The 19,640-nt window shown below is 72.8% G+C and carries 19 protein-coding genes; 5 read left to right on the top strand and 14 right to left on the bottom strand.

Annotation, left to right across the window (positions count from 1 at the left end; all coding sequences use genetic code 11):
* Positions 1-22: 22 nt before the first annotated feature.
* A complete protein-coding gene (locus tag ABZ386_RS12205; protein WP_358964685.1) occupies positions 23-1,177 on the bottom strand; it encodes a DUF6777 domain-containing protein in 1,155 nt (384 codons plus the stop codon).
* A 150-nt stretch (positions 1,178-1,327) separates the two neighbouring features.
* Between ABZ386_RS12205 and ABZ386_RS12200 the strand changes: the two genes are divergently transcribed.
* On the top strand, positions 1,328-2,749 hold the full coding sequence (locus tag ABZ386_RS12200) for a lipase maturation factor family protein (protein WP_355727764.1): 1,422 nt from the start codon (positions 1,328-1,330) through the stop codon (positions 2,747-2,749).
* Here the strand turns inward: ABZ386_RS12200 and ABZ386_RS12195 are convergent.
* Genes ABZ386_RS12195 through ABZ386_RS12160 form a run of 8 tightly spaced genes read right to left on the bottom strand, consistent with a single transcriptional unit; the run spans position 2,737 to position 10,585 of the window.
* A complete protein-coding gene (locus ABZ386_RS12195) occupies positions 2,737-3,570 on the bottom strand; it encodes an amidohydrolase family protein (protein WP_355727762.1) in 834 nt (277 codons plus the stop codon). The genes ABZ386_RS12200 and ABZ386_RS12195 overlap by 13 nt on opposite strands.
* The gene (locus ABZ386_RS12190) at positions 3,567-3,884 is read right to left on the bottom strand and encodes an L-rhamnose mutarotase (protein ID WP_358964684.1); all 318 of its coding nucleotides are present in this window, start codon (positions 3,882-3,884) and stop codon (positions 3,567-3,569) included. Before ABZ386_RS12190 ends, ABZ386_RS12195 begins: the two co-directional genes overlap by 4 nt.
* Positions 3,881-4,879 carry an aldo/keto reductase gene (locus ABZ386_RS12185; RefSeq protein WP_356617745.1) on the bottom strand — a complete coding sequence of 333 codons (999 nt, stop codon included), beginning with the start codon at positions 4,877-4,879 and terminating at the stop codon, positions 3,881-3,883. Before ABZ386_RS12185 ends, ABZ386_RS12190 begins: the two co-directional genes overlap by 4 nt.
* Positions 4,876-5,631: an SDR family oxidoreductase gene (locus ABZ386_RS12180; RefSeq protein ID WP_351333359.1), complete on the bottom strand. Its 756-nt coding sequence runs from the start codon at positions 5,629-5,631 to the stop codon at positions 4,876-4,878. Before ABZ386_RS12180 ends, ABZ386_RS12185 begins: the two co-directional genes overlap by 4 nt.
* A complete protein-coding gene (locus ABZ386_RS12175) occupies positions 5,628-6,971 on the bottom strand; it encodes an L-fuconate dehydratase (RefSeq protein WP_356617747.1) in 1,344 nt (447 codons plus the stop codon). Before ABZ386_RS12175 ends, ABZ386_RS12180 begins: the two co-directional genes overlap by 4 nt.
* Before the next feature lie 35 nt (positions 6,972-7,006).
* Positions 7,007-8,032: an ABC transporter permease gene (locus ABZ386_RS12170; protein ID WP_358964683.1), complete on the bottom strand. Its 1,026-nt coding sequence runs from the start codon at positions 8,030-8,032 to the stop codon at positions 7,007-7,009.
* Positions 8,025-9,515 carry a sugar ABC transporter ATP-binding protein gene (locus ABZ386_RS12165; RefSeq protein WP_351333366.1) on the bottom strand — a complete coding sequence of 497 codons (1,491 nt, stop codon included), beginning with the start codon at positions 9,513-9,515 and terminating at the stop codon, positions 8,025-8,027. The genes ABZ386_RS12170 and ABZ386_RS12165 overlap by 8 nt, the downstream gene beginning before the upstream one ends.
* A complete protein-coding gene (locus tag ABZ386_RS12160) occupies positions 9,512-10,585 on the bottom strand; it encodes a sugar ABC transporter substrate-binding protein (RefSeq protein WP_351333368.1) in 1,074 nt (357 codons plus the stop codon). The genes ABZ386_RS12165 and ABZ386_RS12160 overlap by 4 nt, the downstream gene beginning before the upstream one ends.
* Positions 10,586-10,752: 167 nt before the next feature.
* On the opposite strand from ABZ386_RS12160, the gene ABZ386_RS12155 reads away from it, so the two are divergent.
* Complete coding sequence (locus tag ABZ386_RS12155) at positions 10,753-11,457, top strand: FadR/GntR family transcriptional regulator (protein ID WP_351333371.1); 705 nt, start codon at positions 10,753-10,755, stop codon at positions 11,455-11,457.
* A gap of 28 nt (positions 11,458-11,485) precedes the next feature.
* Here the strand turns inward: ABZ386_RS12155 and ABZ386_RS12150 are convergent, their stop codons facing one another.
* Positions 11,486-11,959: a carboxymuconolactone decarboxylase family protein gene (locus ABZ386_RS12150; protein ID WP_351333374.1), complete on the bottom strand. Its 474-nt coding sequence runs from the start codon at positions 11,957-11,959 to the stop codon at positions 11,486-11,488.
* 159 nt (positions 11,960-12,118) lie between these two features.
* On the opposite strand from ABZ386_RS12150, the gene ABZ386_RS12145 reads away from it, so the two are divergent.
* From ABZ386_RS12145 to ABZ386_RS12135, 3 genes are all read left to right on the top strand, one after another.
* The gene (locus tag ABZ386_RS12145) at positions 12,119-13,150 is read left to right on the top strand and encodes an alpha/beta fold hydrolase (protein ID WP_356502524.1); all 1,032 of its coding nucleotides are present in this window, start codon (positions 12,119-12,121) and stop codon (positions 13,148-13,150) included.
* A 190-nt stretch (positions 13,151-13,340) separates the two neighbouring features.
* Positions 13,341-14,681, top strand: coding sequence for an amidase family protein (locus ABZ386_RS12140; RefSeq protein WP_356617751.1), 1,341 nt, complete (start codon positions 13,341-13,343; stop codon positions 14,679-14,681).
* Positions 14,682-14,888: 207 nt separating this feature from the next.
* Positions 14,889-15,308 carry a VOC family protein gene (locus tag ABZ386_RS12135; RefSeq protein ID WP_351333382.1) on the top strand — a complete coding sequence of 140 codons (420 nt, stop codon included), beginning with the start codon at positions 14,889-14,891 and terminating at the stop codon, positions 15,306-15,308.
* Between the two features lie 68 nt (positions 15,309-15,376).
* Here ABZ386_RS12135 and ABZ386_RS12130 read toward each other — a convergent pair whose 3' ends face one another.
* The 4 genes from ABZ386_RS12130 to ABZ386_RS12115 form a co-directional block, all read right to left on the bottom strand.
* The gene (locus ABZ386_RS12130; RefSeq protein ID WP_351333385.1) at positions 15,377-15,859 is read right to left on the bottom strand and encodes a GNAT family N-acetyltransferase; all 483 of its coding nucleotides are present in this window, start codon (positions 15,857-15,859) and stop codon (positions 15,377-15,379) included.
* A 57-nt stretch (positions 15,860-15,916) separates the two neighbouring features.
* Complete coding sequence (locus tag ABZ386_RS12125) at positions 15,917-16,090, bottom strand: hypothetical protein (RefSeq protein ID WP_189722517.1); 174 nt, start codon at positions 16,088-16,090, stop codon at positions 15,917-15,919.
* Positions 16,091-16,499: 409 nt separating this feature from the next.
* Positions 16,500-18,002 (bottom strand): SDR family NAD(P)-dependent oxidoreductase, encoded by a 1,503-nt coding sequence (locus tag ABZ386_RS12120; protein WP_351333389.1) that lies wholly within the window; start codon positions 18,000-18,002, stop codon positions 16,500-16,502.
* 103 nt (positions 18,003-18,105) lie between these two features.
* Positions 18,106-19,449 (bottom strand): wax ester/triacylglycerol synthase family O-acyltransferase, encoded by a 1,344-nt coding sequence (locus tag ABZ386_RS12115; RefSeq protein ID WP_351333392.1) that lies wholly within the window; start codon positions 19,447-19,449, stop codon positions 18,106-18,108.
* Between the last annotated feature and the right edge of the window lie 191 nt (positions 19,450-19,640).

The raw sequence follows: 19,640 nt of genomic DNA, 5'->3' as shown, positions 1-19,640 counted from the left end.
AGCCACCCGTCCGGGGCGGCCCTCAGTTACTGAAGACGTCCGTGGGGCTGCCGAAGATGCTGTCGGAGGCCGGTTCATCGGGAATCAGTCCGGCACCGTCGGGCAGATCGGGGCTGTCCGGCACGGCGTCCGGGCCGACCTCGCCGGGGTCGCCGGGGTCCTCGGGCGCGGGGTCGCCGGGGTCCTCGGGTGCCGGGTCGCCGGGGTCTTCCGGAGCCGGTTCGTCCGGGGGCGGGTCGTCCCGGGCCGGGTCGGCCGGGTCCGCCGGGAGCGGGGCCGAGTCGCCGATCAGGCCCGTGCCCGGGGACGCGTCCGGCGCACGCGGCAGGGTGTCCGGCCGCCCGCCCGGGACGACGGACGCGGGCGCGGACGCCTCGGGGGTTCCCGTCGCCCACACCGGCGGGGGCAGGACCCGGTCGTGCCGCACGTCGTGCCCGGTGCGCCGTTCGATCCAGGCGCGGGCGATGACATCGACGATCGTGAAGCCCGTGACCGCCTGCGGCGCGGGCGTCACGACGACCACCGCGCCGGGGCGGTAGCCGGGCCAGGGGGTGCCCTGGGTGACCGGCGTGCCGCGCATCGCCGCCGGCGGGAGCAGCGGGTTGCCGCAGGCGCAGCGGACGCGCGGGACGCCCCGGTCGTCGACCAGGACCGCGGTGCCCGCCTGGAGGACGGACTGGTAGCCGCCGGCCCGTCCGGCGCGGTAGCCGTGGCCGGTGACGCGGGTGTCGGCGCGCAGGACGACCGGCGTCAGGGCGCGCACGTAGTCGCCGAGGCCCGCCGGGGGGACGCCCGCGACCCGGGCGAAGGCGCGGGCCCTGGCCCGGTCGCGGGTGAGGTGGCCGATCTGCCGGCCGATGTCGCAGCTGCCCGTCCGCTCGGTGCCGGCGTACAGGCCGGGTGTCGCGCCGGAGAGGGTGCGCAGTCCGCTCAGGGCGGCGAGGACCCGGACGGCTCCGTCCGCCGCCCGCGGCGTTCGCGGGGCGGGAGGCGGGGTAGCCGTCGTGGTGGCCGTGGAGTCGGTGAAGGGGTCCGGCCCCCGGGCGGCGGCCGGCAGGAGGACGAGCGCTCCGCCGGTGCGCGCGTCGTCGTCGCGGTCGCCGTCGCCGCAGCCCGCGAGGAGGAGCGCCGCCGTGAGCGCGCAGGATGTGACGACAGCCCCCGTCGGTGTCCGCACCTCGTCCTCCCGCCCACCTCGTCACCACTCAGGCAATCCAGGCAATCCGTCACTATTGTTTGCTTCGCTCACTCGGGTCACGCAACCGGAGCGGTGGCACACGGAGCGTGACCCCGGGGTCCGGCGTCGCACGGGAAGGAGCGCACGGCCGTGGACTGGTTCACCGCGTCCGACTACTGGCTGACCCGGCTGGTCTTCCAGCGGGCGCTGGCCGCCGTGTACCTGGTGGCGTTCCTGACGGCGGCGCTCCAGTTCCGTGCGCTGATCGGGCGGCGCGGCATGCTGCCGGTGCCCCGGTTCGTCGAGCGGGTGCCGTTCAAACGGGCGCCGAGCCTGTTCCAACTGCACTACTCGGACCGCTTCTTCGCGCTCTGCGCCTGGGCGGGCTGCGCGGTGTCGGCGGCGCTGCTGGCCGGGCTGGACTCGCTGCTGCCGCTGTGGGGCGGCATGCTGCTGTGGCTGGTGCCGTGGGTGCTGTACCTGTCGATCGTGAACGTCGGGCAGACCTGGTACTCGTTCGGCTGGGAGTCGTTGCTGCTGGAGGTCGGCTTCCTCGCCGTGTTCCTCGGCAACGACGAGGTGGCGCCGCCGCTCGTGGTGCTGTTCCTGCTGCGCTGGATCCTGTTCCGGGTGGAGTTCGGCGCGGGGCTGATCAAGATGCGCGGCGACGAGTGCTGGCGGAAGCTGACGTGCCTGGACCACCATCACGAGACCCAGCCGATGCCGGGTCCGCTGAGCTGGTTCTTCCACCGTCTGCCCGGGCCGCTGCACCGCGTCGAGGTGGCCGCGAACCACTTCACCCAGCTCGTGGTGCCGTTCGCGCTGTTCGCCCCGCAGCCGGTGGCGACGGCCGCCGCGTCGCTGATGATCGTCACCCAGCTGTGGCTGGTGCTGTCGGGCAACTTCTCCTGGCTGAACTGGATCACGATCGTGCTGGCGCTGTCGGCGGTGCGGTTCCCGGCCGATCCGCCGGACGTGCCGGACGCGCCGCTGTGGTACGTCGTGCTCGTGCTCGCCGTGTCGGCACTGCTGGCGGGCCTCAGCTACCGGCCGGTGCGCAACATGCTCTCCCGCCGCCAGGTGATGAACCGCTCGTTCGACCCGCTGCACCTGGTCAACACGTACGGGGCGTTCGGCAGCGTGAGCCGGGTGCGGTACGAGGTGGTGGTCGAGGGCACGTCGGACGACGCGCCGCGGGAGGACTCGGACTGGCGGGAGTACGAGTTCAAGGGCAAGCCGGGCGATCCCCGGCGCTGGCCGCGCCAGTTCGCGCCCTACCACCTGCGGCTCGACTGGATGATGTGGTTCGCGGCCCTCTCCCCCGCCTACGCCGGGTCCTGGTTCGGCGCGCTGGTGGAGCGGTTGCTGGAGAACGACCGGGACACGCTGAAGCTGCTGCGGCGCTCACCGTTCCCGCCGGACGAGCCGCCGCGGTACGTGCGCGCCCGCCTGTTCCGCTACCGCTACACGACGTGGCGCGAGCTGCGGGAGACGGGCGCGTGCTGGGAGCGGACGTACGTGCGGGAGTACCTGCCGCCGACCAGGCTGGCGGAGCCGGTTCACAGGCCGTAGACGCGGGCGGCGGTGGTCTCGAAGATCTGCGCGTGGTCGGGCGGGGCGGTCAGCCGGCGCGCGGCGTCGAGGATGCCGCCGTAGGTACCCGCCAGGGTGCACACCGGCCAGTCCGAGCCGTACATCAGCCGGTCCGGCCCGAACGCCTCCAGCGCCACGTCGGCGTACGGGCGCAGGTCCTCGACGGTCCAGGAGGCGTGGTCGGCCTCGGTGGCCAGGCCGGAGAGCTTGCCGACCGTGTTGGGCAGGGCGGCCAGGGCGCGCAGGCCGGACGCCCAGGGTTCGAGGGCGCCGGAGGCGATGGGCGGTTTGCCGAGGTGGTCGAGGACGAAGGTGAGGCCGGGCAGTTCCTGGGCCACCCTGACGCAGGCGGGCAGGTGGCGGGGCAGGACCACGAAGTCGTAGACGAGCCCGGCGTCCGCGACCGCGGCCAGTCCCCGGCGTACGTCCGGGCGCAGCAGCCACTCGGGGTCGGGCTCGCCCTGGACCTGGTGGCGGATGCCCTTGAGGTGGCGGCCGCCGGGGAGTTCCCGCAGCCGGGCGAGTTCGTCGGCGACGTCGGGGCGGGTGAGGTCGGTCCAGCCGACGACGCCCGCGACGAGGTCGTGCTCGTCGGCCAGGGCCAGGAACTCGGGGGTCTCCTCGGGCACGGTGATCGTCTGGACGAGGACCGTGCGGCCCACTCCGGCGGCCCTCGCCTCGGGTTCGAGGTCCGTCAGGGTGAAGTCGCGCCGGAGCGGGGCGAGTTCGGGTCCGGTGATCCAGTCCTGGTCCCGGACGGACAGGTCCCACACGTGGTGGTGGGCGTCGATCACGGTCATGCCGGCATCTCCCAGACGACGGGCAGGCCGGCGTCCGCGCCCTCGTCGGAGTAGTCGTGCACGACGTCGAGCAGTTCGGCCATGCGGGCCTGCCAGGCGACGTTGACCGGCAGTTTCTCCAGTTCGGCGAGGAGGCGGGCGTAGTCCTCGCACTCCAGGACGTGGAACAGGTCGGTTCCGCTGCGCCAGATCGTCCAGGCGGTGGCGCCGGCGGCGCGGATGGCGTCGGTGAGCTCCTCGGGGACCTCGCGGTGGGCGGCCTCGTACGCGGCGACGCGGTCGGCGCGGACCTTGGTGTGCAGGGCGACTCTCATGAGAGCTCCTTCGAGGAGGCCTCGGCGGGGACGGGGGCGTCGGCGGGCAGCAGGCCCCTGGCGCGCAGGTCCTGCCAGAAGGCGTCCGGCACCCGGGCGGCGAACTGGTGGGCGCAGTCGCGGACCTCGTGCGCGGAGCGCGCTCCGACGAGGACGCTGGCGACGGCCGGGTGGGCGGCGCAGAAGGCCAGGGCGGCGGCGCGCAGCGTGGTGCCGTGGCGGTCGGCGACGGACTTCAGCCGCAGGGCCCGCTGGACCAGCTCGGAGGGGGCGATGCTGTAGTTGTAGCGGGCGCCCGGCTCGGGGTTGGCCAGCAGGCCGGAGTTGAAGGCGCCGCCGATGACGACGGACGTGCCGCGTTCGTGGGCCGCGGGCAGCAGGTCGGTGAGGGCGCTCTGGTCGAGCAGGGTGTAGCGGCCGGCGCACAGCACCACGTCGACGTCGGTGTCGCGGACGAAGCGGGTGAGCATCTCCGACTGGTTCATGCCGGCGCCGATCGCGCCGACCACGCCCTCCGAGCGGAGCTTCTCCAGGGCCGGGTAGCCCTCCCGGAAGGCCGCTTCGGCATGCTCGTCGGGGTCGTGGAGGTAGACGACGTCCACCCGGTCGAGGCCGAGGCGTTCCAGGCTGGACTCCAGGGTGCGGCGGATGCCGTCGGCGCTGAAGTCCCACACGCGCCGGTGGGTGGCCGGTACGGCGAAGCCGTGGGCCAGGTCGTCGCCGGTGCCGTCGGCGGGTTCGAGGCGGCGGCCCACCTTGGTGGAGATCGTGTACCGGTCGCGGGGGTGGTCGCGCAGGGCGGCGCCGAGGCGGCGTTCGGACAGGCCGAGGCCGTAGTGCGGGGCGGTGTCGAAGTAGCGGACGCCCCGCTGCCAGGCGGCCTCGACGGCGTCGCGGGCCTGATCCTCGCCGACCTCGGTGTACAGGTTGCCGATCGCGGCCGCTCCGAAGGACAGGGCGCTGACCTCGACGCCGCTGCCGCCGAGCCGGTTCACCGGGCCACCGGGCGCAGCCGCAGGCCCTGCATGCCGCCGTCGACGGAGAGCGCGGTGCCCGTGGTGGCACCGGACAGGGGGCTCGCCAGGTAGGCGACGGCGCCCGCGACCTCGGCCGCCGAGACCAGCCGGCCGGTGGGCTGGCGGGCCTCCAGGGCGGCGCGTTCGGCGGCCGGGTCGGGGGCGGCGTCGAGGAGGCGGCCGACCCACGGGGTGTCGACCGTGCCGGGGTTGACGCAGTTGACGCGGATGCCCTCGCGGACGTGGTCGGCGGCCATGGCGAGGGTCAGGGAGTACACGGCGCCCTTGGTGGCGCTGTACAGGGCGCGCTGCGGCAGGCCCGCGGTGGCGGCGATGGAGCAGGTGTTGACGATCGCGGCGTGCGCGGAGGCGCGCAGGTGGGGCAGGCAGGCGCGGGTGGTGCGGACCATGCCGACGACGTTGACGTCGTAGACGCGGTGCCACTCGTCGTCGGGGTTGTCCTCGACGGTGCCCTGGGCGCCGATGCCCGCGTTGTTGACCAGGATGTCGAGACCGCCGAGGTCCGCGACCGCGGCCGCCACGGCCGCGCGGACGGACGCGTCGTCGGTGACGTCCGCGCGGTGGCCGAGGAGTGGCTTGTCGACCGGGGACGGGTCCAGGTCGAGGACGGCGACCTGGGCGCCGCGCTCGGCCAGGAGGTCCGCGGTGGCCCGGCCGATGCCGGAGGCACCGCCCGTCACCAGGGCCCTGAGCCCCTCGAAGTCGCTCATGCAGCGTGCCCCTTCTTCGTCGCGTCGAGGTCGGCGGCCCAGAACTCGCCGCCCGGGTACGTGTAGCGCGCCAGCGACTCGGGCCGCATGGCGGCCGAGAAGCCCGGCGCGGTGGGTGCCGTGTAGTGACCCTGCCGGATCACCACCGGGTCGAGGAAGTGGTCGTGCAGATGGTCGACGTATTCGATGACGCGGTCCTCGGTGGTTCCGGTCAGGGCCACGTAGTCGAACATCGACAGGTGCTGGACGAGTTCGCACAGGCCGACGCCGCCCGCGTGCGGGCACACGGGCACGCCGAACTTGGCCGCGAGCAGCAGGATCGCGAGGTTCTCGGGGACGCCGCCGACGCGGGCCGCGTCGATCTGCACGACGTCGAGCGCGCCGGCCTGGAGGAGCTGCTTGAAGACGATCCGGTTGTGGACGTGCTCGCCGGTGGCGACCTTCACGGGGGCGACGGCCCGGCGGATCGCCGCGTGGCCGAGGATGTCGTCGGGGCTGGTGGGTTCCTCGATCCAGTACGGGTCGAACTCGGCGAGGGCCTTGGTCCAGCGGACCGCCTCGGCCACGTCCCAGCGCTGGTTGGCGTCGACGGCCATGCGGATGTCCGGGCCGATGACCGAACGGGCCACGCGGCAGCGGCGGATGTCGTCGTCGAGGTCGGCGCCCACCTTGAGCTTGATCTGGGTGAAGCCGTCGGCGACGGCCTCGGCGGCGAGCCGGGTGAGTTTCTCGTCGTCGTAGCCGAGCCAGCCGGGCGAGGTGGTGTAGGCGGGGTAGCCGCGCTCCAGGAGCCGGGCCGTGCGCTCCTTCGCGCCCTGCCGGCCCCGGCGCAGGAGGGTCAGGGCCTCCTCGGGGGTGAGGGCGTCGGTGAGGTAGCGGAAGTCGATCTGGCGGACGAGCCATTCGGGCTCGGCCTCGGCGAGCAGCCGCCACAGCGGCAGGCCGGCGCGCTTGGCGGCGAGGTCCCACACGGCGTTGACGACGGCGCCGATCGCCATGTGCATCACGCCCTTCTCGGGCCCGAGCCAGCGCAGCTGGCTGTCGCCGATCAGGTCACGGTTCAGGCCGGACGGGTCGGCGCACAGCTCGGCCAGGTCGCGGCCGAGGAGGTGTCCGCGCAGCGCGTCGATCGCGGCGACCTGGACCTCGTTGCCCCGCCCGATGGTGAAGGCGAACCCGTGCCCCTCGTGCCCGTCGGCCGCGTCGGTACGCAGGACGACGTAGGCCGCCGAGTAGTCGGGGTCCGGGTTCATCGCGTCGGAGCCGTCGAGCTCGCGCGAGGTGGGGAAGCGGATGTCGTGGGTGTCGACCGCGGTGATGCGGGCGGGCGTCGGGGACACGGGGGGCCTTTCGTCGGTCGGGGCGAGGGGCGGGGTCAGTCCTGGGCGCGGCCGGTCGTCACCCGGGCGATCATGAGGGCGACCAGGATGATCCCTCCGTAGATGGCCTGGATCCAGAACGACGGCACCTGCGCGAGGGTGAGGAGGTTCTGTACGACGCCCAGAAGGAGTACGCCGGTCAGAGCGCCGAACATGGTGCCCTTGCCGCCGTCGAGGGCGATGCCGCCGATCACCGCGGCCGCGAACACCGTGAAGATCATGTTCTGGCCCTGGTTGGCGCTGATCGCGCCGACGTAGCCGGTCTGCATGATGCCGCCGACCGCGGCGAGGACGCCCGCGACGACGAACACGCCGAGCATGACGCGCTCCACGCGGATGCCCGCGGCCCGGGCCGCGTCGGCGTTGCCGCCGATGGCGTACAGGGCGCGCCCCACCCGGTGGTACTTCAGGACCAGCCCGGCGACGGCGAAGGCGAGCGCGGCCAGCCACACCGACAGCGGCACGGTGAGGAAGGTGGTGGTCGCCAGGGAGTAGAAGCTGTCGGGCATGCCGAACAGCGTCTTGCCCTTGGTCGCGCCGACCAGCAGGCCGCGCAGCACGATCAGCATCGCGAGCGTGACGATGAACGCGTTGAGCTTGAACTTCACGACGAGGACGCCGTTGAAGGCGCCGACGGCCGCGCCCGCGACCAGGACGGCCAGGAGAGCGAGGGCGGCGGGGAGTTCGGTGCCCCAGCCGGACTGGGCGGCGGGCAGCACGAGCAGCGCGCCGACGGCGGGCGCGATGCCGACGACCGATTCGAGGGACAGGTCGAACTTGCCGGTGATCAGCACGAGCGACTCGGCGAGCACCACCATCGCGAGGGCGGCGGAGGCGCCGAGGATCGAGATCAGGTTGCGCTCGGTGAGGAACGAGTCGTTGACGATCGCGCCGAGCACCATGAGCAGCAACAGGGCCGGTACGAGGGCGAGTTCGCGGGCCCGGCGCACCAGTACGGTCCTCGCCGACCCGGTGTCGGACGCGCGCACCTGCTTCACCGGCGGGGCCTTGGTGTCAGCCATGGTCCACTCCTTCGATGGAGGCGATGAGCTCGTGGTCGCGCCAGCCCGCCCGGTGCTCGGCGACGACCCGGCCGTGGAAGAGGACGAGGACCCGGTCGCAGCGCCTGAGGTCGTCGAGTTCGTCGGAGACGACGAGCACGGCGGTGCCGTCCTCGCGGGCGCTGTCGACGCGGGCGAGCAGGGACTCCTTGGACTTCACGTCGACGCCGGCGGTCGGGTTGACGAGGACCAGGAGCCGGGGGTCGGAGGCGAGGGCGCGGGCCATGACGACCTTCTGCGCGTTGCCGCCGGACAGGTCGGAGACGGGCTGCTCGGGGCCCTCGGCGTGGATGTCGAGCCGTTCGATCAGGGCGGTGGCTGTCGCGCGCTTGCGGTCGGCGCCGACGAAACCGAAGCGGCCCAGCCGTCCCAGGACGCTCAGGGTGGCGTTGTCGCCGATGGACATGCCGAAGACCAGGCCCTGGTCGTGCCGGTCGCGGGGCACGAAGCCGACCCCGGCCTCCAGGGCCTCGCGGACGTCGCCGAACGGCAGGGGCGCGCCGTCGAGGAGGACCGTCCCGCTCGTCGGGGTGTGCAGTCCGGTGAACGTCTCGGCCAGCTCGATCTTGCCGCTGGCGCTGGACCCGGCGAGTCCGACGACCTCGCCCCTGCGGACGGTGAGGTCGACGTTCTCGTACGCCGTCGAGCCGAGCCCGTGGACGTCGAGGAGGACGGGGCCCGTCGCCTCGGCGGTCCGCTGCCGCTCGGCCTGTTCGGCGACGGTCTCCCCCGCCATGGCCTCCACCAGGGCCCTGCGCGGGAGGTCGGCGACCGGGGCGGTGGTGATCCAGCGGGCGTCGCGCAGGACCGTGACGGTCTGGCAGACCTCGTACACCTCTTGGAGGTGGTGGGAGATGAACAGGAAGGTGACGCCCGAGTCCTGCAGCGCCCGCATGCGCGTGAACAGGCGCTCGATCTCCCGGTTGTCGAGCTGGGCGGTGGGTTCGTCGAGAACGATGAAGCGGGCGCCGAAGCTGAGGGCCCGGGCGATCTCCACCATCTGCCGGTCCTCGACCTTGAGGTCGGCGGTGCGGGCGTCGGGGTCGACGCGCACGTCCCAGGTGTCGAGGAGCGCGGCGGCTTCCGCCTTCAGCCGGCGCCAGCTGATGAAGCCGCGGCGGAGCGGCTGCCGGTTGATGAACAGGTTCTCGGCGACGGTCAGTTCGGGCACGACCGTCGGGTGCTGGTAGACGCAGGCGACCTTGCGGCGCCAGGCGTCCCGGTCGGCGAGCGGCGGTGCGGGCTCGCCGTCGAAGCGGACGGTGCCCTCGTCGGGCGCCTGGAGCCCGGTGAGGATCCTGACCAGGGTCGACTTGCCCGCGCCGTTGCGGCCGACGAGGGCGTGGGACTCGCCCGGCAGGACGGTGAGCCTGCCGTCGGCGAGGGCGGTGGTGGGGCCGTAGCGCTTGACGATGCCCCGGGCTTCGACCAGTGCGGTACTCATTCGACCGTGTTGCCCCAGAGCTTGGGGTCGTCGACGTTGTCCTTGGTCACCAGCGGCGCGGGCAGCTGGTCCTCCAGGATGCCGCTGGGCAGCTTGACGATGGTCGAGTCGTGGTCGGTCGGGCCGGGCTTGAACGTCTTCCCCTGCATCGCCGCCTTGATGTAGTACATGCCGTACTTGGCGTAGGCGTCGGCGGGCTGGGAGACGGTCGCGTCGATCTCGCCCTTGCGGATGGCGTCGAACTCCTGCGGGATGCCGTCGTTGGAGACGATCGTGATGTGGCCCGGCTGCCCGGCCTTCTTCAGCATGCCCTTGGACTTGAGGGTCTGCAGGGTGGGCGCCAGGTAGACGCCGCCCGCCTGCATGTAGATGCCCTTGATGTCGGGGTTGGCGTTGAGGAGGGTGTCGAGTTTCGAGGCCGCGGTGTCGGACTCCCACTTGGCGGGGATCTCCAGGACCTTCAGCTTCGGGAAGTTCTTCTTCACGCAGGCGCGGAACGCCTCGGAGCGGTCACGGCCGTTGACCGAGGCGAGGTCGCCCATGATCTGCACGACCTTGCCCGAGGTGATGTGCTCGCCGAGGTACTGGCAGGCCTTCTCGCCGTAGGCCACGTTGTTCGCCCGGACCACCATCGCGACCTTGCCCTTGTCGGGCGCCACGTCCACGGCGACCACCGGCACGCCCTTGCGTTCGGCCTGGTCGAGGCCCGCCTCGATGGCGGCGCTGTCCAGCGGGGCGACGACCAGGCCCTTGACGCCCTGGTTGAGCTGGTTGTTGATGTCGGTGATCTGCTGCGAGGGGTCGCTGTTGGAGTTGACGGTCTTCATCGCGTCCACCCCCTCGGACTTCGCCATCTTCGGCACGTAGTCGTTGTACGACTGCCAGAACGGCGAGGTCAGCAGGGGCAGGACGACCCCCACCTTGCCCGTGCCGTCGCCCCCGCCGGCACCCGAGGCGCCGGTGTCCTCGGTGCTGCCGCACCCGGCGAGCACGAGACCGGCACCGACGGCCAGGGCCACCGCGCCGACGATCCGGGATGTGTTCCGCTTCCGCACTGTGCTTCCGGGCATCTCAGGGTGCTCCCATCGACCGGTGTTCCAGCAGATGCCCGCATACTTATCAGACCACTCCCCCGCCAGAACACCCCGCGGCACCACATTTCCGCGTCTGGAACTCATAGTGGTCCGACCACCCTGGTGGTTAGACTGCGCCGGAGCGCTGTGATCGGAGGACTGGCGTGGACGACGAGACAGCCCCGCAGAAGGGCACCGTGACGCAGCGCGCCATCGAGCGGATCAAGGCGATGATCGGCGAAGGCCGGCTGGAGCCGGGCCAGCGGCTGCCGACCGAACGGGACCTGGCCGCGCAGCTGGGCATCTCCCGCAGCTCGATGCGGGAGGCGATCCGCGCGCTGACGGTACTGGGCGTGCTGGAGGCCCGGCACGGCTCGGGCATCTACGTCACGCAACTGGAGGCCGGCGACCTGCTGGAGACCTTCGGCGTCGTGGCGGACCTGTCGCGCGGCCCGCGCCTGGTGGAGCTGCTGGAGATCCGCCGAATCCTGGAGTCGACGGCGACGGCACTGGCCGCCGCCCGGATCACCCCGGACCAGCTGGCCGAGGTGGAGAAGCACCTGGCGGCGATGAACGCCACGGACGATCCGGAGGAGATCCTCGCCCACGACCTGGCCTTCCACCGCGAGATCGCGGCGGCCGCGGGCAACGAGACGATGGCCGCGATCCTGGAGGGCCTGTCGTCGCGGACCTTCCGCGCCCGGGTCTGGCGCGGCTACCAGGAGGAGGGCGCCTTCGCCCGCACCCGCCGCGAACACGCGGCGATCCACCGCGCCCTGGCCGCCCACGACCCGGAGGCGGCCCGCGCGGCGGCGGCCGCGCACGTGGGCGAGGTGGAGGAGTGGCTGCGGGCGCAGCTCGGGCCCTAGGAAAGCCCCAGGGCCAGGTGTTTCACCGCTACTTGAACTGGCCGGGCCGGTAGTCGCCCGCCGGCCGCTGGAGGATGACGTTCAGCCGGTTCGCGGTGTTCATGAAGGAGATCAGGGTCACCAGCGCGACGAGCTGCTCCTCGTCGTAGTGCTTGGCGGCCCGCTCCCACACCTCGTCCGGGACCCCGCCGGCGCCGTCCGCGATCCGGGTGCCCTGCTCGGCGAGCTCCAGGGCGGCGCGCTCGGCCTCGGTGAAGACCGTGGCCTCACGCCATCCCGCGACCAGGTGGAGACGCACGGAGGACTCGCCCGCCGCCTCGGCGTCCTTGGTGTGCATGTCGATGCAGACCGCGCACCCGTTGATCTGGCTCACGCGCAGCGAGACCAGCTCCCGGGTGGCGGCCGGCAGCTCCGAATCCACGACCAGCCGTCCCAGGGAGGCGAACTGCTTGGCGAGCTTGCTTCCGCTCTCGGTGGCGAAGACGTCCAGACGCGCGCTCATGGTGAGCTCCTTCTACGTTGTCGGTGCTTACGCCTCTATGAGCCGTCGGCCCCTCGCCGATGTGACATGGACGGATGTGATCTGCGTCTCCCCGCTGTCCGCGCTGCCGCCGGAGGGGGAGCTGCCCCTGCGGGGGCCGGCCGGGTCACAATGGACCGTATGCGGCTCCGGGGTACCGCCCGTGCCGCCGCCGGACTGCTGCTGGCCGTCACGCTCGGCTGCGCCGGCGGCGCGGAGGACGACGCGCCCGAGCCGTCCCCGGCATCGGCCCGGACCACGAGCGAGAGCCCCCGCAGCACGCCCTCCCCCACTCCCTCCGCGGCCGATCCCGTCTCCCTCCCGGCCCTGATGCACCGCGAGCACACCGGCTCCGGCCTGCGCCTCGGCGCCGTGCTGGACCGCACCCCCGCCTACACCCGCTACGCCGTCACCTACGAGGCGAACGGCCTGACGATCTCGGGAATCATGAACATCCCCGAGGGCGAGGGCCCCTTCCCGGCGCTGGTGCTGGCGCACGGGTACATCGACCCGGACGTCTACGTCAGCGGCCAGGGCATGCCCCGCGAGCAGGACCGCCTGGCCCGCAGTGGCTACGTCGTCCTGCACACCGACTACCGCAACCACGCCCGCTCCGACGACGACCCGTACAACGACGTGAACCTGCGCCTCGGCTACACCGAGGACGTCATCGGCGCCGCCCTGGCCCTGCGCGACTCCGCCCGGCCGGAGATCGACGGCGACCGCATCGGCCTGTTCGGCCGGTCCATGGGCGGCGGGGTCGTGTACAACACGCTGGTCGTGGCGCCCGGGCTGTTCGACGCGGCGGTCGCGTACGCGCCGGTCAGCGGACGGCCGCAGGAGAACATCGACCACTTCCAGCGGCCCGACGGCGACCCCCTCGTCGCCGAGATCGAGGAGAAGCACGGCACGCCCGAGGAGGACCCGGCCTTCTGGCGCGATGTCTCGCCCCTCACCTTCGCCGACCGGGCGACCGAGCCGCTGCTGATCCAGCACGGCACCGCGGACGACACCTGTCCCCTGGCCTGGTCACGGGAGGCCGCCCGGGTGTTCCAGGAGGCGGGCAAGGACGTGGAGTTGCGCACCGTCGCCGGCGAGGGCCACACGTTCGGGCCCCGGTGGGCGGCCGAAATGAACGTCACGGAAGCCTTCTTCGAGCGCCACCTGCGCTGAGCACCGCAGACCCCGCACCGAGCGCCACCTGCGCTGAGTCACTCACCGCACGCCCCGCACCGAGCGCCCCTGACGGCGTGTTCCGGCGCGTAAAACGGCTCGCGATCTCGACGTGCGCCCCCGGTCGGTGCACAGTTCTCCCTACGTACTCACCGGTAGCCCGTCTCCCCTGTCCTCCCGAGGAGCCTCTGTGACCACCTGGGCCGGCCGCACCGCCGCCGAGATATCCGCCGCCGTCCGCGAGAAGCGGGTCACGCCCCGGGAGGTGGTCGCCGAGCACCTCGAACGGATCCGGCGGCTCGACGGCCGGCTGGGCGCCTTCCGGCTGGTGCGTGCCGAGAAGGCACTGGCCGAGGCCGACGAGGTGGCCGCACACGGCGACCTCTCCGAACTCCCCCTGGCCGGGGTGCCGGTGGCCGTCAAGGACAACGTGGCGGTGCGCGGCGAGTCCCGCCGCGTCGGCTCGGCGGCCACCCCGGACACGCCGGCCGCGCGGGATCACGTGACGGTGGCCCGGCTGCGGGCCGCGGGCGCGGTCGTCGTGGGCCTGACGCACGTGCCCGAACTGTGCGTCTTCGGCACGACGGACGGCGTGCTGGGCACCTCACGCAACCCCTGGGACCCGGCGCGCTCGGCGGGCGGCTCCTCGGGCGGCAGCGCCACCGCCGTCGCGGCCGGGATGGTGCCGATCGCCCTCGGCAACGACGGCATGGGCTCGCTGCGCATACCGGCCGCCAACTGCGGCCTGGTCAGCATCAAGCCGGGGCACGGAGTGGTCCCGGCGGGCGAGGGCAGCACCTGGTTCGGCATGACGGAGCACGGCCCGCTCGCCACGACCGTCGAGGACGCCCGCCTGATGCTCTCGGTCCTCGCCGGCACCGCGCCCGTCCCCCGGTCCGAGCCGGGCACGCTCCGGGTCGCCGTGTCGCTGCGTAGTCCGCTGGCCGGCGTCACCATCAGCCGCCCGTACGCGACGGCCGCCCGCGAGGCGGCCGGGGTGCTGATGCGGGCGGGCCACCAGGTCCGCCGTGCCGACCCGCCCTACCCCCTGTCCCTGGCGACGACCTCGCTGACCCACTGGGCGGCGGGCACTGCCGCGGACGCCCAGGGCCTCGAGTCCCGTCTGCTGACGCGGCGCACCCGCGTCCACGCCCGCGTCGGCCGCCCGTTCGTGGCCGGGGTGCGTTCCGGGAGTGGCCGGGAACAACTGCGGCGCCGACTGGAGCCGTTCTTCTCGGAGTACGACGTGCTGCTCACGCCCGCGCTCGCCCGCCGCTCCCCCAAGGCCGGGCCCTGGCACGAGCGGGGCTGGCTGAGCAACGTGCTGGCCAACACGAACTACTCGCCCCTGACACCCGCGTGGAACCTGACCGGCTGGCCCGCCATGGCGGTCCCCTGCGGAACCCTCCCCTCCGGCGCGCCCGGCTCCGTGCAGCTGGTGGGACGTCCCGGCTCCGAGTCCCGACTGCTGGACCTGGCGGCCCAGTTGGAGGAGAGAAACCCGTGGCGGCGTACGGCGCCGGTGAACTAGTGTCGGCCGGGTGACTGCCGGGTCGGCCGTAGGCCATGCACGAGTGAGGCGCCCGGCCTCGGAGTGAGCGCGGCGGGGGTCACCCCGCCCGGGCCCTCCCGAGTGCCGGAGCGGGCGCGCGCCCCGCCTCCCGTCTCCGTTCCCCTCTTGTCCGCGCCCTCTCGCGGCGCGTCGCCACAGACCAGTGAACCGGAGACGAACCCACTCATGTCCCACGCACAGCACACCCCTGCCCTGCCGGCCACCGTCGCCCGCCTCGACCACACCGCCGTGTTCGCCTCGGACCGTCACCTTTCGGCGGAGTTCCTGGCGGCGGTGCTGGGCCTCGAAGTCGGCGCCCCCTTCGGGCCGTTCCTGCCCGTCGACCTGGGCAACGGCGTGACCCTCGACTACTACGAGAAGAGAGACGAGCCGATCCAGCCGCAGCACTACGCGTTCCTCGTGCCCGAGGAGCAGTTCGACGCGATGATCGCCCGTCTGGAGACGCTCGGGGTGACGTACTACGCCGACCCGAACCACACCGAGCCGGGCCGGGTCAACGACCTCTTCGGTGGTCGCGGTGCCTACTTCGACGACCCGGACGGCCACAACATGGAGATCATGACCCGGCCGTACGTCCGGCCCTGACGACCGCCTGCGGGGCCGCCCCCGGGACATGACCCGTCAGAAGGCCGGTCATGGGCTTCTCCGGAGGTCTACAGCGCCCGGTGCATGATGTGCAGCCCCACCCGGCCGTGCCGGGGGTGGTCGAAGGCGTCCGGGACGGTGCCGAGGATGGTGAAGCCGAGGGAGGTCCACAGCTTCACGGCCGGGTTGGTCTCGACGACGGCGTTGAACACCATGCCCCGGTAGCCGGCGGCCCGGGCCTCGGTCAGGAGGTGTTCGGCGAGGGCCCGGCCGTAGCCCCGGCCGCCCTGGTCGGGGTCGACCATGAAGCCGGCGTTGGCGATGCCGGCGGCGGGCCCGCCGTAGTTGGGGGTGAGGTAGGCGGAGGCGACGACGCTGCCGCTGTCGTCCTCGACGACGTAGACGCGTTTCGCCGGGTTCATCCACAGGACCCGGGCCTCCTCCTCGGAGGTACCCGGGTCCCAGGCGTAGGTCTCGCCCGCGGCGACGATGCGGTGCCAGAAGGGCCAGATGCGCGGCCAGTCGTCTGCCGTTGCTTCCCTGATCAGCATGGTGGCGAGTGTGGCACGGCCGTGCGGTCGGCGATCGCGGAGGGGGTGCGCCCGCTGTCAGTCGACGCTGGGCAGGATGTGGGGCTCTGCGAGGTCTTCCTCGTAGCCCGCGAGGCGGATCGGGGCCGAACGGGCCCACACGTCGAGGCTGCCGAGCTCGTCGGCCCGCCGGCCGGCGCGCTCGCCGCGTTCCTTGGGGCGCTGATCGCGATTCGTCTTCTCCGGTGTCACCGCGCACTCCTTATGTGTCGGTCACCCTCGGGACGTCCGCGCCGGTCCTGCTGCGCCTGACGCCCGCTCGGGCTCTGATGTCAAATGCAGTTCGGACGCGGTGGCGCCGGTCGACTCACGGGAGAGCAGGCCGTGGTGAACCGGCTTGTCCCATGACGGACCGTGGGTGTGGGTAGGACCCCGTACTGCTGTCCGTCCGCTCCAGATTAACCAAATGAGCAGGCCCCCGCTCGATGGGGCTGAAAACAGACGGTAACGATCGCGCGTCATCCCGCGTTCAACACGGGTTTCCGTACCGTTTTGTCCACGCGGGGGCGTTGTGCGGATCGCCCGTTCGGGGTAGCTCGACGACAGCGCTTTCAAGCCGGTTGGCCGCGCGGCCGGTTCCGACGCGACTGACGGCCGGGCCCTACCACTTCCCCGGCGCGTAGTCCTTCAGGAAGACCCCGTACAGGTCCTCCCCCGCCTCGCCCCGCACGATCGGGTCGTACACCCGGGCCGCGCCGTCGACGAGGTCGAGGGGCGCGTGGAATCCGGCCTCGGCGAGCCGCAACTTGTCGTAGTGCGGCCGCTCGTCCGTGATCCACCCGGTGTCGACCGAGGTCATCAGGATGCCGTCGGTCTGGAACATCTCCTGGGCGCTGGTCCGCGTGACCATGTTCATCGCGGCCTTCGCGGCGTTGGTGTTCGGGTGCCCCGCGCCCTTGTAGCCGCGGCCGAAGACCCCTTCCATCGCCGACACGTTGACGACGTACGCGCGTCCGCTCGCCGCCTTCTTCGCGGCCTCGGCCATCGCCGGCCGCAGCTTGCTGATGAGGATGAACGGCGCCGTGTAGTTGCACAGCTGGGTCTCCAGCAGCTCCACCGGGGAGATCTGCTCGATGGTCTGCACCCAGGTGTTGGTGTCGACGACGTCGGGGACGAGGCCGCCCGCATCGATCGCCGTGCCGTCCAGGTGCCGCTCCACGCTGGCGTTGCCGGCGACCAGGGCGAGGTCGGCGACCTTCTGCGCGTCGAGGCCGCTGGTGCCGAGCGGCAGCGCGGCGAGGCCGTCGACCGCGCCGGAGTTGAACGCGCCGATGACGTGGTGGGCGGGCAGCTCCCCGGCGGGCAGCGGCGCGCTCTCGCCCTCGACCAGGGCCGCGTAGGCGGACGGCAGGCGGCGTACCGTCTGGGTCGCGTTGTTGACGAGGATGTCGAGCGGCCCGGCCTCGGCGACCTGCTCCGCGAGGGCCACGGCCTGCGCCGGGTCGCGCAGGTCGATGCCGACGACCTCCAGGCGGTGCAGCCAGTCCGCGGAGTCGTCCATCGCCTTGAAGCGGCGGATGGCGTCCTTCGGGAACCGCGTGGTGATGGTGGTGTGGGCGCCGTCGCGCAGCAGCCGCAGCGCGATGTACATGCCGATCTTGGCGCGGCCGCCGGTGAGCAGGGCGCGCTTGCCGGTGAGGTCGGCGCGGACGTCGCGCTTCTCGCGGTTCACGCGGGCGCAGTCCGGACAGAGCTGGTGGTAGAAGTAGTCGACTTCCACGTACCGGGTCTTGCAGGTGTAGCAGGAGCGCGGGCGCTGGAGGATGCCCGCGATCCGGCCCTCCTCGGTGCGCGAGGAGGGCAGCAGGCCCTCGGTCTCGTCGTCGATGCGCTGGGCGGATCCGGTCGCCGTGGCCTCCGTGACCGCCCTGTCGTGGGCGGTCTTGGCGGCCCGGCGCTCCTGGCGGCGGCGCTGCTTGACCGTGCGGTAGATGCCCGCGGTGGCCCGGCGCACCGCGATGGCGTCCGGGTGGTCGACCTCCAGCTTGTCGAGTTCCTCGAGCACACTGAGGCAGACGGCCAGCCGCTCGGGGTCGATGCCGGGTCCGTACGAGTGCCCGCTCGCCTCGTCCATGGCCTGCGGGCCGTCCTCTGTCACCGTCATCGCCGCTGTGTTTCCCTGCTCTGCCTCGCGGCGCGCCGGTCGCGCCCGCTTTCGAACGGCGAATTTTACTTCAGCGCCGGGCCGCACCGAAAACGCGCGCCGCTCACGACCGGCAGGCCTTGATCAGCGTCGCCACCTCCTTGGAGACGGCCGTCGCGAACAGGTCGAGGTCCGGGACCGCCTCGCCGTCGGCGACGAGGCCGTAGTGGACGCTGCCCCGGTACGTCGAGACGGCCACGGCCAGGGAGTGGCCGGGGGCCAGCGGGGCGAGCGGGAAGACGGCGGTGAGGGGGTGACCGCCGAGCTTCAGGCCGAGGCTGGGCAGGGGCACGCTGGTCACGAGGATGTCGAACCAGAGCCGGGCCGCCTGGCCGACCAGGGGTCCGCCGAGCCGGTGGGCGAGGGCGGGGACGTGGTCGGCGAGCAGGGCCACGGCGCCGGCGCCCCGGTTGGGGCCGGCGTCCTTGTTGCGGTCCATGGCGGTGCGGACCGAGGCCAGGCGGGCCAGCGGGTCCGGGTCGTCCACCGGAAGCCGTATCAGGTACCCGGAGAGCCGGTTGCCCTGCGGGTAGGCGGTGCGCGGGCGGCGTTTGGAGACCGGGATCAGGGCGCGGGGCGCGACGCCCTCACTGCCGTCGCCGCGCTCGTCGAGCCAGCGGCGCAGGGCGCCGGCGACGACCGCGATGAGGACGTCGTTGACGGTGCCGCCGACGGTCTTGCGGATGCGGTGCACGTCGTCGAGGTCGAGGACCACTCCGGCGGTGCGGCGGGTGCCGCTCGGCTCGCAGGTGAGGGCCGGGGTGGAACGCACGTCGAGGGAGGAGCGCGCGACGGCGGTGCCGATGTCCAGGGCGCGGGCGGCGTCGGACAGGGCGCCGCGCATGAGGCCGGGCAGGTCGCGCACGTCCGGCAGCAGTCCGCGCGGGGGTTCCGCGGGACGGGGCCGGGGGGCGGGCATGTCCATCGGGTCCATGACGCCCGCGGCGAGCGTCAGCGCCCGCAGCCCGTCGGCGAGGGCGTGGTGGAACTTGAACAGCACCGCGAAGCAGACCCCGTCCTCCCCCGGCAGCACATGGGCCTCCCAGGGCGGCCGGCCGCGCTCCAGCGGGCGCCCCATGAGCCGGCCGGCCTCCGCGTGGAAGTCGGCGGTCGGCGCGTGCAGCCGCACGTGGTGCAGGGGGTCGAAGCCCGGGTCCGGTTCGCGGGCGGCGCCGCCGAAGGCGAGCGGGCGGCGCAGGGCGGAGGGCAGCGGCTGCCACACGTCGCGGATCCGCATCCGCAGCCCGGGCACGCCGGCGGCGCGGGCGGCGAGCAGGTCCGCCGCGTGGGCGCCCGCGGCCGGGGAGTGCGCGGAGAAGATCCCGAGCGCGCCGAGGTGCATCGGGTGGTCGGCGGACTCGATGTTCCAGAACGCCAGGTCGAGAGGAGCGAGCAGGTCAGAGGTCAAGGGCTTGCCTCGCGTCGACGACGGGTGGGCCAGCAGTCAATCGCCCCCAGCCGATTACGGTCAAGTACGATCAGGCTACGTACAGTTAACAGCGGATTAAGTCCCGCCCCGATGAGAGGGGCGGGACTCATGGTGCATGTGCGGTCAGTCCAGCACAGGTTGCGGCGCCGGGCACCCGGTGGGAGTCACCC

The sequence above is a fragment of the Streptomyces sp. NPDC006140 genome (assembly GCF_040628815.1).
GTDB lineage: Bacteria > Actinomycetota > Actinomycetes > Streptomycetales > Streptomycetaceae > Streptomyces.
The sequence above is the reverse complement of the archived record's forward strand: the minus strand, read 5'-3'. Positions and strand labels throughout refer to the sequence as shown.

What these genes read in the sequence shown, in the direction of transcription:
- ABZ386_RS12165 (WP_351333366.1), bottom strand. Translation starts at nt 9,515, where the DNA reads ATGAGTACCGCACTGGTCGAAGCCCGGGGCATCGTCAAGCGCTACGGC.
- ABZ386_RS12130 (WP_351333385.1), bottom strand. Translation starts at nt 15,859, where the DNA reads ATGCTGATCAGGGAAGCAACGGCAGACGACTGGCCGCGCATCTGGCCC.
- ABZ386_RS12195 (WP_355727762.1), bottom strand. Translation starts at nt 3,570, where the DNA reads ATGACCGTGATCGACGCCCACCACCACGTGTGGGACCTGTCCGTCCGG.
- ABZ386_RS12150 (WP_351333374.1), bottom strand. Translation starts at nt 11,959, where the DNA reads ATGAGCGCGCGTCTGGACGTCTTCGCCACCGAGAGCGGAAGCAAGCTC.
- ABZ386_RS12135 (WP_351333382.1), top strand. Translation starts at nt 14,889, where the DNA reads ATGTCCCACGCACAGCACACCCCTGCCCTGCCGGCCACCGTCGCCCGC.
- ABZ386_RS12170 (WP_358964683.1), bottom strand. Translation starts at nt 8,032, where the DNA reads ATGGCTGACACCAAGGCCCCGCCGGTGAAGCAGGTGCGCGCGTCCGAC.
- ABZ386_RS12160 (WP_351333368.1), bottom strand. Translation starts at nt 10,585, where the DNA reads ATGCCCGGAAGCACAGTGCGGAAGCGGAACACATCCCGGATCGTCGGC.
- ABZ386_RS12120 (WP_351333389.1), bottom strand. Translation starts at nt 18,002, where the DNA reads ATGACGGTGACAGAGGACGGCCCGCAGGCCATGGACGAGGCGAGCGGG.
- ABZ386_RS12190 (WP_358964684.1), bottom strand. Translation starts at nt 3,884, where the DNA reads ATGAGAGTCGCCCTGCACACCAAGGTCCGCGCCGACCGCGTCGCCGCG.
- ABZ386_RS12145 (WP_356502524.1), top strand. Translation starts at nt 12,119, where the DNA reads ATGCGGCTCCGGGGTACCGCCCGTGCCGCCGCCGGACTGCTGCTGGCC.
- ABZ386_RS12180 (WP_351333359.1), bottom strand. Translation starts at nt 5,631, where the DNA reads ATGAGCGACTTCGAGGGGCTCAGGGCCCTGGTGACGGGCGGTGCCTCC.